Origin of the sequence: Paenibacillus phyllosphaerae (assembly GCF_014192105.1) — a bacterium.
GTDB lineage: Bacteria > Bacillota > Bacilli > Paenibacillales > Paenibacillaceae > Paenibacillus_Z > Paenibacillus_Z phyllosphaerae.
On sequence record NZ_JACHXK010000034.1, the window covers coordinates 1 to 12,207 of the forward strand.

Here is a 12,207-nt window from a genome sequence, read left to right on the forward strand (position 1 = left end):
CGGCTACCACCATCGTAAGATGCCTATAAAAATAGGCCAACCAGAAAACTCTGGCTGACCTAATAATACGAAGGACACATCGAAGACGGCCGCGTATCGTATAACGCCAATTACGGGTGTCCAGAGGGCGGTTGCCCTCTGGTTCCCCTCCAATGGAGGGGGAAGGGGCGAGGATAAAGCGGGGGTTAAAGGGGCGCAGCCCCTCAATCAGTGGGTCGCAAGGGAGAATCCCTCCCTAGCTCCCACCCAGAGGGTCACAAGGGACGCATCCCTAGCCACCCAGGTCCATCTGATCAACACGCGTAACAGCAGGATGCTCCAGAATCCCTTCGATCAGCGAGGCGGGAATGGGCCCGTCAAGCTCTAGCGCGGTCATCGCTTCCTGGCTCCGTCCTTTGCGGTCGACGGACATATGGCCGATATTGAGGCCGGCTTGCTTCAACAGCTGGGTCATGTCGGCGATCACGCCGAGGGCATCCTGATGGCGGATGACGAGCGTAGGGTAAGCGCCCGTCAGCTTGACCGAGAAGCCGTTCACTTCCACGATCTCGATATTGCCGCCTCCGATGGAGGTGCCGACCAGCGTTAACCGTCGCGAAGGTTCCCCGTCGGCCGCATGCAGAATCAGCCTGGCCGTATTCGGATGCGGATGCAGGCCGTGCCCTTGATCGAAGCTCACCTTCATGCCCTGCTGCTCGGCGACGAAGAGCGCATCCGGCAAGCGAGGGTCATCGGTGGCGAAGTCGAGCAGTCCGCCGACGATCGCGGTATCGGTCCCGTGTCCGCGGTAGGTGGCGGCGAACGAGCCGTAGAACAGAATCTGGGCCTCCGCGGGCTGCGCGCCGAGGAGCTGGCGCGCGGCGCGGCCAATTCGCGCGGCGCCGGCCGTATGCGAGCTGGAAGGTCCGATCATGGCGGGACCGATGATAGAGAAGACGTCCTTGAATCTCATACGCCAAGCTTCCTTTCTTGCGGATGTCCTCCGAACTTGATATCCATGCGAGCGGCCGCTTCCGGCAGCTAGTCACATGATGTTCATATTGGGCTGTTACACTAAGCGCATATGAACCGAAGGAGGAGACCGAGCATGCAGCCATGGATAGAATTCGAGGATGCGGTTAAGCCGCATTTTCAACCTTTGCGCACCTATTGCAGCTATTTGACGGCATCGAGATGGGAGGCGGAAGATCTGTTCCAGGATGTGCTGCTCCGGGCTTTCCAGCATTATCAGAAGGTCGGCGAGTTCAGCCACCCGAGATCGCTCCTGTACAAAATCGCCCGCAATCTGACGATCGATGCCCACCGCCGCAGACGCGGGATTACCGTATCCATCGATGAGGCGCTGCAGCGGCCGTATCACGACCAGAACTATGCCTCCGTCAGGGGGCTCCTCGAGTGGATGGCCGATTATTTGTCCGAGCGCGAGGTCGAGATGCTGCTGCTGGCCGAGGTGCTAGGTTACTCCTATCAGGATATCGCGCAGCAGCTCAATTGCACGGTGCCGGCTGTCAAAATGGTGCTTCACCGCTCGAAGTCGACGCTCCGCAAGCGTGCGCTCAGCCAATACGATCCAGGCATGAAGCCGGACCGTGCCGCGAAAAAACGACCGAAGAGTCCGCAAATCTCCGTGGAGCGGTGGACGAATGCCATGATGAGCTTAGGGTAGGTGGCCGTTCCCTGCCTTAATCGCCTTCCACGAAGCCCGTTTTCCCCATCTTACTGCATCTCCATCCCGGTATTGCGCAGGTTGACGCGAAAATCGACCGTTATGTTCGCTTCCGTGAATGCCTCGTTCCAATTGACTTTCTTCCATATCTCGGGGTGGAAGGCGCGAACGCGTGCGCCGATGCCGAGCGCATCGGTGCGGTACGTCTTTTGCAGCGCCTGAATCAAGGACATCGCATTCTTCTCCAAATATACCTCCGCGCCTTGTTCGAGCTTCTTGATCTCCGAAGCCTTGAATAGGTTGCTATCGAACGTCTTCTCCAGCAGATTGCTCTCCATATCGACCCGGATATGAACCTGAACCTGATCATTCTTATAGCTGATTTTCTCTCTGCGCCGCAGATAATCCATGCTGAGCGTCACCTTCTTGGCGGGATCATTATCGTAATTGTACGTAATATTCGATCCGTTCTTCTTCTCCGCGAGCCTAAGGAGTGACCATGACTGCTCGTCATTGAGCGTGCCGACCATCTGATCATCCCGGAATAACGCAATCCCGTTCCACCGCAGACTCCCCGCCTTGACCTGAAAATAGTTCAGGAACGGCTGTCGGCCATCCGTCGTCAGCTTGATAAAAAACTGCCCCAGATTGACATCCGTAATCGTGCCCGCCTTCGATCCGTTCTCGATCATTGTCATGATATAGACGGTGGGGATTTGCTCGAGGTTCGGGTTAATGTTGAGCGCGTCGAACGCTTTGCCCTTGATAACGAGCAGCCATAACAGGCGGCGGATCTCCGGGTCCCGCCGGAACGGATCGAACAACGAGTTGACGCCTAGTCGGGCCGCGTCCTCGCTGATGGCGATTACCCGCGTATGCCCGTAGAAAAGCTGCTGGTTCAGCTTCTTCTGCAAATTCTTCATCGCATCGAGTACGGTGCGGCCGCGCGCGCTTTCCACTTGAACGGTCTTCCCGTTCCCGCCGCCCGTTCCCGCCCCGCCGGAGCCGGCAATGCGAATCGGAATCGGGATTTGGACAGACACCTCGATCAGTTCCTTATGACCTTGCACCGTATCGATACCGACGGCAACGACAGAAGTTCTCTCTTCAATCTCACGGCGGTCCCAGCAGCCGCATAGCAGCACCGACATGGCTGATAGCAGCAGGAAGATGGGGCAAATCCGGCGCGCGAGCGGCATAGGGTTCACTCCTTCTGCATAGGCATTTCGGGCGGATCGGATAACGCAGCCGCGGCCGCAGTTGCGGCTCTATCCTCGTTGGCCTCATTTTCGGGATGAGGAGTCTCCTTGCCATGGCGCCGCATGAACGAGAGGATCAGGAGGAACAGCGGAATGACGGAGGCGTTAAACAATCCGAACAGATCCCATCGGGACATGAGTTCGAACAGGACTTGCACATTGGGTGCTTGAAGGGAAGTCCAATAGAACAGCGGCAACAGGGCAAGCGCAATCCACCGGTGATGCTTCAGGCCCATGATCTCCTTGAGCATGGTGCACGTGCCGTAATACAAGTTGCCGAGCGTCGTGAAGACGGCTGCGACCCAGACGGCAAGAAAGGCCGATTCGAGCCTCTCCAGAATCAAGCCCGGCACTTCGGTCGTCTTGACCAATTCAAGCGTCGGCCAGGCAAGCAGTTCCAATTCGTCCACCCCGAATACGGCAATGCCGGAGAAGACGATGAGGGAGTAGACCAGTCCAGGGACCGCCACGCCTAGAAGATGGTAGCGCAGGGGCTTGCCGGATTGCTCGCCGATAGCGCCGAAGATCATCAGCATCTCGAAGCCCAGGTACGAGGTGGTCGAAAGGGCGGTACCTTTGAGGAATCCCCACCAGTTCACCTGAAACATCGGGAGGAGGTTAACCAGCTGCGCGCTTTGCAACGAGGATAGACCGATGATGGCAAGCGGGATAACGATGAGCGGCAGCAGGACTTCGTTGACGCGCACGAGCACTTCAATGTCGTGCATCACCAGAATGAAAGCGGTGATCAGCATCGTGCCGATAATGACTTCGAGCGGCGTTCGCTTCAGGACCGTCGTCGTGACCACCTCTCCGAAAATTCTGGCGACGAGCGCCGTTCCCGAGGTCCAATAGAGCGCATAGGACAGCAGGAAAGGCAGGGCCAGCAATAGCCCGATGCGCTTGTGGCGCCCGGGGGTCAGCAACTGCCGCGTGAATCCGACCATGCTCATGCCGGGATGGCGCCGTACTAACGTGCTGATGAGGCTTAGCAGCAGCATGGCGAATACCGAACCGATGAGCGCGGAAATCCAACCGTTCTGTGCCGCGTACGATGCGGTGGAACGCGGCAGCGTCAATACGCCGACACCGATGATGGTGCTGGCGATCAATGCCCCCGACTGGCGGTTGTTCATCCGGAAGGGGACGGAATCGTCTAGGTCTTCATCCGATGGGGTGGGGCTCATGACTATCGCTTCGTTCATCTTGGCTCTCTCCTGTCTGTTCTCCATCGGAAGGCTGGGGCTTGTTGTAGCGGACTTGATCGCGCGGCAGGAACATGGCCGGCCGTCTCTTCATCCAATTCAGCGGCGTGCGGATCAGGGTATCCTTCAGATCGGACAGGCGCGTCGGCGTAAGCGGCGACAGATAGGGCACCCCGAACGATTTCAGCCAGCACAGATGAATGATGATAATGATGAGCAACAGCATAATCCCGTATAAGCCGAACAGAGCGGCGGCAATCATGATCGGGAACCGCAGCATCCTCAGCGCAATGGCGGCGCTGTAGCTTGGCGACGCGAAGGAACCGATCGTCGTTAGCGCGACGACAATGACCATGATCGGACTGACGATGCCGGCTTGCACCGCCGCTTGTCCGACGACCAGCGCTCCGACGATGCCGATCGTAGGGCCGATCGGTCCCGGCAGCCGTACGCTCGCCTCACGCAGGATCTCCATCGTCACTTCCATCAGGAATGCCTCGATTATGGACGGGAAAGGCACGGTTGACCGGCCTGCCGCCATCGCGATGACGAGCCGGGACGGAATCATCTCGGGATGGAAGGAGCTGAAGGCGATATAGAGCGAAGGGAGGAGCAGCGCCATCGCCATGCTGATAATGCGGATGAGCCGGATCAACGTGCCGATGCTGAACCGTTCGTAATAGTCCTCGGGACTGTGATAGAACTGGGTGAACACGGCAGGGGCAATTAGCACGAAAGGCGTCCCGTCCGAAATAATGACGACTTTCCCTTCGAGCAGATGCGATACCGCCTTGTCCGGGCGCTCGGTATTCTGCATCAGCGGGAACGGCGTCCAGCCGTTATCCTGAATAAGCTGCTCGATATAGCCGCTTTCCAGAATGGCGTCGATATCGATGCTGCGGATCCGCTTCAGCACTTCCTTGACGATTTTCGGATTGGTCAAGCCTTCAATATAGATAACGGCCACATCGGTCCGGCTACGTTTGCCGACCTGCAGCTGCTCGACCCGCAGCATCGGATCTTTCAGCCGCCGCCGGATGAGGGCCGTATTCGTCCTCAGCGTCTCGGTGAACCCTTCGCGGGGGCCGCGGACGACCGATTCGGTCGCCGGCTCCGAAATGTTGCGCATCCCCCATCCGCGAATATTAACGATCAGCGCATGCGCATCCCCGTCGACGAATAAGGCGCCATCGCCGCACAGGATGGCATGCACCGCATCGCCGAGCAGCTCGATATAGGCCGATTCGTGAACCGGAATCCCCCGAATCTGGAGATGGGAGAGGACGTTGGCGTTAGCGGCCGGAACGTTCTGCTGGTCGTACATACCGGATTGAATGACAAATTCATCGATGATTTCCGCCTTCACGAGTCCGTCGATATAGACCAGCATCGCCCGTTTGTCTCCGATGGGGCCAAGCTGGAAGAAGCGGTAGACCAGATCCTGGCTTTGGCCCAATATGAACTTCAACTGCTTCGTATTCTCGTCCAAACTTTCGGAGAGCGTAACGTTCTCCATGCCCTCGAGCTGATCGGCAAAATGCTGGTCGAGCACCCGGCTGCGAATGGACTGATGGCGATTATGGAGGCGGGACAAAATCGATTGACGCCCTGCGGTCATAGACGGATCACCTCAAGGGGAGTGTTCCCAAATGAGGGCAGAAGTATGAAGAATTGGTGTGGAATGAAGGATACGGGTATGCAAGGATTGGTATTTGATTATAATATTTGGAATAATGTGGAATATGAATCGAGGGAAGACGCATGCTGCATATGGCCGTCTCGGCACTTTTGCTGCTCATCAATTGGAAGCGAGGCGCCCTAGCCAATTGGAAGACCTACCATGCGACGATGCTCTATATCGTCGTATGCGACTTGACATACAACTACTTCTGCAAAGAATACCCGCTCTGGATTTATGAACTGGACCGCCCTGTCAAAAGCCATCATACGATTGAGCTGATGTATTCCTACTTCTTCCTGCCGCTTACGGCGCTGTTGTTCCTCAGTCTATATCCGAAGCAAGCTTCACGGGTGAAACGGCTGCTGTATATCTTCGCATGGATCTTGCTCTATATGATATGGGAAGGATCGTTCTTCCTGTTGGAGCGGATCTCCTACGATAACGGCTGGAATTTGCTGTGGTCGCTCGGCTTCTATTTCGAGATGTTCCCGATGCTGCTGCTGCACCATAACCGGCCGCGATTGGCTTATCTGCTGAGCATTGGAGCGGCTGCGGTGTGGCTATTTCTCTTCCATGTGCCGCTGAAGTAAGAAGGACCGCTGCCTCGTATCGAAGCATGCGGCCCTTATTCTGTTGGGGGATAGGGGAACTACGCCCATTTGGCCGCCCACAGCTTCATTTCTTTGAGAATCTGATGGAGATCCTCGCCCTTGGGGGTTAAGGTGTATTCGACGGTAACGGGGACGGTCGGGAAGACATGACGCTCGAGCACGCCTTGCTCCTCCAGATGGCGGAGGGTGCTGGTGAGCGCCCGCGGACTGACATCGGGAATGAGACGCTGCAGTTCGCCGAAGCGCTTCGTGCCGCAGAATAGCTCCCGCAGGACGAGGAAAGCCCACTTGCCTCCGATGACATGGAGCGTCCGTTCAATATTACATTCGATGTCGACGGGTTCTTTAGGAATATAATTGCTTTTGGTCATACGATTAAATCTCCTTTACGGACATTCGCACAGCAAGCAAAGTATAGCATAGATGCAAATGACAATATAGAAGCCTAACGTACAAAAAGCGTGCCTTATTCCTCCTGCTTAAACGGCAGGGGGACGAAGCACGCTTCTTCGGGCGGCGGATTGAACTTATAGCGCGGCTGCTGCGCCGAGGGAGCTCTGATCCTCTTCGTGCTCGGCATTGGCGGCTAATAGCCGCTTCTTATTGGCGATCCGCGCGCGGAACGGCTGCAGCAACTCGCGCAGGAGCGGAATAAGACGGGCCGTCACGAGCAGGATCAGGCTGACCGCGATGAGGTCGGCCGCAATATGGGAACACAGCTTAGCGAAGAATCCGGGATTCGTGCCAAGCAGGCTGTACAGGAAACGTTCGGGTTGCAAGGCGGGCGCATCCGGCCGATGCGGCGCAACGTAAGCGTGATGGACAGTCGAGGAAGCGGATGAAGAAGCGCCATAGGACGGCCGGCTCCCGAAGAACAGATCGGATTCCACGTAAAGCAGCAAAGCGGTACTCCCTGCCAATAGAACGAGTGCTCCTGCCAAGCGAGCGAGCAGCTGCAGCCGGCGTCGTAGGCCCATCTTCATTTCATCCCCTTGTCCGTCACTTTGATCGTCCGCAGATATAATCGTCCTTTTCACTATAGAGGGGAAACCTGAAATAAACCTGAAACCTTCCTAAGTCGTGGCTGAAAATAACCTTAAAATGATCCGCAGCATGGCATCGCCGGGCAAGGTTCACGCTTCGTTCATATTGGCTTGCCATAATGGGAGGACCTGATGAAGGGAGAAAAGCCGGATGCAGCAATGGTCGGATATTCGAATACTGCTCGTGGACGACGAGCCTAATATTGTGCAGTTTCTAGAACTCGGCTTACGAAGCGAGGGATTCACGGTCGTAACGGCATCGGACGGCGTCGGCGCCATCGCGGTCGCGCAGGACCAGCAGCCTCATCTGGCGGTGCTGGATGTCATGATGCCGGGCATGGACGGCTTCGAGGTATGCCGGATGCTGAAGCAGATCGATCCGGGTATGGCCGTTATTATGCTCAGCGCCAAAGCCGAGGTCGAGGATCGGGTGAAAGGGCTGTCGCTTGGCGCGGACGATTATATGGTGAAGCCGTTCAGCTTTACCGAGCTGCTCGCCCGCATTGCGGCCCGTCTGCGCAACTACCAGCCCGGATTATTCGGTGAGATCTGTGCGGGTCCGTTCCGAATCGACGACAGGCGCAAGGAGATCCGGTATGACGACCGGATTATGGAGCTGTCACCGACGGAATACGAGCTGCTGCGTTACCTGGTCACGAACCATGGCCTCGTGCTCAGCAAAGCGACGATTCTGGACAAGGTATGGGGATATCACTTCGGCGGAGAAGACAATATCGTCGAGGTGTACGTCCGCTCGCTGCGCGAGAAGTTGGAGGACCGCGAGCATCGCCTGATCCGGACGATCCGCGGCGCGGGTTATCGGGTCGACCTGCCTTGAGGCGCGGAAGGTGCGGATCAGGCAAGAGAATACAGGAATAACGGCACTTAAGCTTCGAAGCGAGTCATGGCGGGCACGGATGACGGCGGGCACGGATGACGGCGGCCACTGGTCATATGACCGCTTGCGGACGGACAATAAGGGAAGCACGTAACCTTGACTTCTCTTATTGAAAGGAGCACTTATTCCATGAACCGCATACCTAGCAGCAGGTGGGGGCGCGTCCTCCTCGTCGCGATCGCCTGTCTGCTCGCCATCAGCGGCTTGACGCCGTTTGGCGGCATCGGCCAAGCGCGGGCTGCCATGACGGTAGAAACTTCCGCGCAGGCGGATTCTGCCGTTATCGCCCCCGGCACCACAACCACGATTCATCTTCAGGTTACTCCCTCCGAGAATGCTTCTCTTCTGTTGGACCTCGAATTGTTCAACTCCAGCCTGACTCGCATCCATCAATCGGTCCAAGACCATATTGAAGTAACGGCCGGCGAACAGAAGACGGTCGCCTTCGAATGGAAGGTACCGGCCGGTCTGCCTGCAGGCACCTACATCGTCAGCTTCGGCGTATTCGGCGCCGGCTGGAGCGGGATGCACAAGTGGCATGCGGCCGCGGCCACGATCACGATCGGCGGGACGGGCACCGGTGGCGGTTCAGGCGGCAATGGCGGCGGTACGGGCGGAGACGGCGGCAGCGAACAGCCGGTCACGTTCGAAAGCGCGGCAGCGATCACGCCGGTTGAAGTCGAACAAGGTGCCGCAGCTACGATTCAGGCGTCGATTAAGGCAAGCGCGGCAGCAGCGGCGGTAGCGGAAGTGCGCATCGTCAGCCCGAGCGGCCAGGTGGCTGCTTCGGAATCTTACTCTCGCACCTTCGGCAGTACGGCAACGGTGTTGCCCCTGACATGGCTTACGGCCGCGGATACGGCAGTCGGCCGGTATACGGTCGAAGTGCTGCTCTATTCGGCGGACCGGTCGAAGCTGCTGCATGAGAACCGTTCAGCGGGCCAACTTACGGTAAAGGCGAAGGCCGAAGCGCCGGCAGGCGGATTCGTCGTCAGCGTCGAGAACGACGGCAATCCGAGAACGGCGGCGCCGAGCCCGGGCTTCGAGATCAAGAACACGTCCACGCAGCCGCTCAAGCTGTCCGCGATTAAGCTGCGTTACTATTTCACAATCGACGGGGAGCAAGAACTGTCCGTGGACTTCTGGACGATGCTCGGCTCCAAGTCGCTGGTCACGACCAAGTTCGAGAAGATGCCGATCCCTTCGGCGAAGGCGGACTACTATCTGGAGATCGGCTTTTCGGAAGCGGCAGGTTCGCTTGCTCCAGGCAAACAGACCGGCGTCTATACGTGGTTCCATAAGCCGGACTGGTCGAGCATGGACCAGACGAACGACTATTCCTATTCCGGAGCCTCCGACCCGGAGCCAAGCCAGCTGGTTACCGCTTATGTAGACGGCGTTCTGCAATGGGGCAGCGAGCCGGAACTGCTTGATATGCCGGCTGCGCCGGCAGGCATTAAGGCCGTTCCAACTTCCTCGAGCGTCGTGTTTACGTGGGAACCGGTCGATGGCGCAGACAGCTATGAGCTGCTCGCTGACGGCATTGCGGTCAAGAACATTACGACAGCCGGTTACATTGACAGCTATTTGAGCCCAGGCACCCCGCACAAGTACAAAATTCGGACGCGCAAAGGCGATGCGTACAGCATATGGAGCGCGCCGATCGCCGTCCGCACGACCGGACTTACGGCGATCCCGGCACCGGTGAACGTGAAGGCGAAGACGACGAGCAGCACCGTTACGTTAAGCTGGAACGCTTCTCCCGTTAAGGTGAGCGGCTATCAGCTCGATATCGACGGTACGATGATCGATCTGCCAAGCACGCAGCTGACTTATGCGCATGAAGGCCTAGCCTCCGGCACGGTGCATCACTACCGGGTCCGCGGCGTAGACGGCGCCGACAAGGGCGCTTGGAGCGACGAGGTGCGCGCCAACACGACCCGTCAGGTGACCGGCGCGTTCGATGTTGCGTTCACCGTTGACCCGGAAGCGGGCCGCGCCCCGATCAGCCCGTATATTTACGGGGCGAACGAGGATATGACGGGGACGGAGAATTTTACGGCCAGGCGGATGGGCGGCAACCGGATGTCCACGTATAACTGGGAGAACAATGCCTCCAATTCCGGTTCGGACTGGATCCACCATAATGACGGCTTCGTCCCGTGGTACTATGGCAATATTCCGGAGGCGCAGTGGAAGGTACCGGGCATCGCGGCGATCGGATTCCATGAGCAGTCGCTCAAGAAGGGCGCTTATTCGCTCGTGACGCTTCAGACGGCCGGTTATGCCGCAGCCGATTATAACGGCACCGTGAGGGATTCCGAACGTGCGCCATCGTCCCGTTGGGTGGAAGTCGCGCCAGCGAAAGGCGCGCCGCTGAGCCTGACGCCGGATCTGAACGACGGCAAAGTATACATGGACGAATTCGTAAACCTGCTGGTGAATACATTCGGACCGGCCTCGTCCAAGACCGGCATTAAAGGCTATGCGATCGACAATGAGCCGGGACTGTGGACGGAGACGCACAACCGGATGCATCCGGATCAGCCGCTCAGCGTGGAGATCTTAAGCAAAGGGGTGGCCCTTGCCAAGGCGGTGAAGGCCGTCGACCCGAGCTCGGAATTGTTCGGTCCGGTACTGTACGGATTCAGCGAGTACTACGACATGCAGGCGTCGACGGACTGGGTACAGTTCAAGGACAGCTACGACTGGTATATCGATTACTACCTCGACAATATGCGCAAGGAATCGGAGAAATCCGGCAAGCGTCTGCTCGACGTGCTTGATCTTCATTGGTATCCGGAGATTAGCGATGCAAGCGGCACGCGGGTAACGAACAGCGCGTCCAACGACAATATCGAGCTCAATAAGCTGCGGCTGCAAGCGCCGCGCTCCTTGTGGGACGCAAGCTTCATCGAGAATACGTGGATCGGCCGCTGGTCGAGCCAGTTCCTGCCGATGATCCCGAGGCTGCAGCAATCGATCGGCCAATACAATCCGGGGACGAAGCTGGCCTTTACGGAGCACAATTTCGGCGGAGAGAACCATATTACGGGCGGACTTGCGGCAGCGGACGTGCTCGGTATTTTCGGCAAATTCGGCGTCTATCTCTCTACCTTCTGGAAAATGGACAATACACTCGAAGAAGCGCCTTACGTCAGCGCGGCCTACCGGCTGTACAACAACTACGACGGGGCTAACGGCAAGTATGGCGATACGCTGGTGAAGACGGAGACGAACGATATCGAGAACAGTTCGATCTACGGTTCGGTCTTCCGCGAGGACGACGGCACGCTGCATCTCATCGTGATGAACAAGAACTACGATCATACGATGAACGCAAAGCTCGACATTGCCGGCAGCACCTCGTACACGTCGGCCCGTATCTTCGCGCTTGGCGGCGACTCGCCGGACGTGCAGGAGCAAGCGCCGATCGCCGGCATCGAAGGCAATGAGCTAAACTTGGCGATCCCGAAACTGACGGCTTACCACATCGTGCTGTCCGCGGAGTAATCCCGAAGGCATAGCGCCAGCGGCGGATGGGTAACCTCATTCGCCACACCGAATAGCTGTACAGGTCGTTTGATCTGTGCGGCTATTTGTCTATTTGTCGCGGCGTTCCATATTGGCATGCACCTGTCCAATAATAAAATGCGAACTTTTGTTCGCAAAACGTGCACAAAACGCAAAGGCGATGGATATAATGTAGAGGTGGGACACGGCCCGGGCAGACACAAGATATAGATTTTGGGCCTTTGTCGGATGATGGCGGAGCAGGTGAGAGGATCGTCCCATCCACAAGCTGTCCACACCGCATCCACAAACTGTCCTAGGTCCATCCACA

11 protein-coding genes are annotated in these 12,207 nt (G+C 57.5%); 5 read left to right on the forward strand and 6 right to left on the reverse strand.

Annotated elements, in window-relative coordinates:
- Positions 1-271: 271 nt before the first annotated feature.
- Positions 272-952, reverse strand: a complete 681-nt coding sequence (sdaAB, locus tag FHS18_RS32380) for an L-serine ammonia-lyase, iron-sulfur-dependent subunit beta (RefSeq protein WP_183604546.1) — start codon at positions 950-952, stop codon at positions 272-274.
- Positions 953-1,087: 135 nt separating this feature from the next.
- Here sdaAB and FHS18_RS32385 point away from each other — a divergent pair, with 135 nt between their 5' ends.
- The gene (locus FHS18_RS32385) at positions 1,088-1,666 is read left to right on the forward strand and encodes an RNA polymerase sigma factor (protein WP_183604547.1); all 579 of its coding nucleotides are present in this window, start codon (positions 1,088-1,090) and stop codon (positions 1,664-1,666) included.
- Positions 1,667-1,716: 50 nt separating this feature from the next.
- Here FHS18_RS32385 and FHS18_RS32390 read toward each other — a convergent pair whose 3' ends face one another.
- From FHS18_RS32390 to FHS18_RS32400, 3 genes are read right to left on the reverse strand one after another with little or no spacing between them, the layout of a single operon-like run.
- A complete protein-coding gene (locus FHS18_RS32390) occupies positions 1,717-2,865 on the reverse strand; it encodes a Ger(x)C family spore germination protein (RefSeq protein WP_183604548.1) in 1,149 nt (382 codons plus the stop codon).
- A 5-nt stretch (positions 2,866-2,870) separates the two neighbouring features.
- Positions 2,871-4,130 carry a GerAB/ArcD/ProY family transporter gene (locus FHS18_RS32395; protein WP_183604549.1) on the reverse strand — a complete coding sequence of 420 codons (1,260 nt, stop codon included), beginning with the start codon at positions 4,128-4,130 and terminating at the stop codon, positions 2,871-2,873.
- The gene (locus FHS18_RS32400; protein WP_183604550.1) at positions 4,090-5,748 is read right to left on the reverse strand and encodes a spore germination protein; all 1,659 of its coding nucleotides are present in this window, start codon (positions 5,746-5,748) and stop codon (positions 4,090-4,092) included. Before FHS18_RS32400 ends, FHS18_RS32395 begins: the two co-directional genes overlap by 41 nt.
- 143 nt (positions 5,749-5,891) lie before the next feature.
- Between FHS18_RS32400 and FHS18_RS32405 the strand changes: the two genes are divergently transcribed.
- Positions 5,892-6,401: a CBO0543 family protein gene (locus FHS18_RS32405; protein WP_183604551.1), complete on the forward strand. Its 510-nt coding sequence runs from the start codon at positions 5,892-5,894 to the stop codon at positions 6,399-6,401.
- Between the two features lie 59 nt (positions 6,402-6,460).
- Here FHS18_RS32405 and FHS18_RS32410 read toward each other — a convergent pair whose 3' ends face one another.
- Together FHS18_RS32410 and FHS18_RS32415 are read right to left on the reverse strand one after the other, a co-directional pair.
- Positions 6,461-6,793 (reverse strand): winged helix-turn-helix transcriptional regulator, encoded by a 333-nt coding sequence (locus tag FHS18_RS32410; protein ID WP_183604552.1) that lies wholly within the window; start codon positions 6,791-6,793, stop codon positions 6,461-6,463.
- Between the two features lie 156 nt (positions 6,794-6,949).
- The gene (locus FHS18_RS32415) at positions 6,950-7,399 is read right to left on the reverse strand and encodes a hypothetical protein (protein WP_183604553.1); all 450 of its coding nucleotides are present in this window, start codon (positions 7,397-7,399) and stop codon (positions 6,950-6,952) included.
- A gap of 217 nt (positions 7,400-7,616) precedes the next feature.
- On the opposite strand from FHS18_RS32415, the gene FHS18_RS32420 reads away from it, so the two are divergent.
- From FHS18_RS32420 to FHS18_RS32430, 3 genes are read left to right on the forward strand one after another with little or no spacing between them, the layout of a single operon-like run.
- A complete protein-coding gene (locus FHS18_RS32420; protein ID WP_183604554.1) occupies positions 7,617-8,303 on the forward strand; it encodes a response regulator transcription factor in 687 nt (228 codons plus the stop codon).
- Between the two features lie 10 nt (positions 8,304-8,313).
- The gene (locus FHS18_RS32425) at positions 8,314-8,457 is read left to right on the forward strand and encodes a hypothetical protein (protein WP_183604555.1); all 144 of its coding nucleotides are present in this window, start codon (positions 8,314-8,316) and stop codon (positions 8,455-8,457) included.
- A 35-nt stretch (positions 8,458-8,492) separates the two neighbouring features.
- The gene (locus FHS18_RS32430; RefSeq protein ID WP_183604556.1) at positions 8,493-11,876 is read left to right on the forward strand and encodes a glycoside hydrolase family 44 protein; all 3,384 of its coding nucleotides are present in this window, start codon (positions 8,493-8,495) and stop codon (positions 11,874-11,876) included.
- Positions 11,877-12,207: the final 331 nt, after the last annotated feature.

Excerpts from the sequence above, each read along its gene's own strand:
- FHS18_RS32405 (WP_183604551.1), top strand. The coding sequence starts at position 5,892 with ATGCTGCATATGGCCGTCTCGGCACTTTTGCTGCTCATCAATTGGAAG.
- FHS18_RS32410 (WP_183604552.1), bottom strand. The coding sequence starts at position 6,793 with ATGACCAAAAGCAATTATATTCCTAAAGAACCCGTCGACATCGAATGT.
- FHS18_RS32400 (WP_183604550.1), bottom strand. The coding sequence starts at position 5,748 with ATGACCGCAGGGCGTCAATCGATTTTGTCCCGCCTCCATAATCGCCAT.
- FHS18_RS32420 (WP_183604554.1), top strand. The coding sequence starts at position 7,617 with ATGCAGCAATGGTCGGATATTCGAATACTGCTCGTGGACGACGAGCCT.
- FHS18_RS32415 (WP_183604553.1), bottom strand. The coding sequence starts at position 7,399 with ATGGGCCTACGACGCCGGCTGCAGCTGCTCGCTCGCTTGGCAGGAGCA.
- FHS18_RS32390 (WP_183604548.1), bottom strand. The coding sequence starts at position 2,865 with ATGCCGCTCGCGCGCCGGATTTGCCCCATCTTCCTGCTGCTATCAGCC.
- FHS18_RS32385 (WP_183604547.1), top strand. The coding sequence starts at position 1,088 with ATGCAGCCATGGATAGAATTCGAGGATGCGGTTAAGCCGCATTTTCAA.
- FHS18_RS32430 (WP_183604556.1), top strand. The coding sequence starts at position 8,493 with ATGAACCGCATACCTAGCAGCAGGTGGGGGCGCGTCCTCCTCGTCGCG.
- sdaAB (WP_183604546.1), bottom strand. The coding sequence starts at position 952 with ATGAGATTCAAGGACGTCTTCTCTATCATCGGTCCCGCCATGATCGGA.
- FHS18_RS32395 (WP_183604549.1), bottom strand. The coding sequence starts at position 4,130 with ATGAACGAAGCGATAGTCATGAGCCCCACCCCATCGGATGAAGACCTA.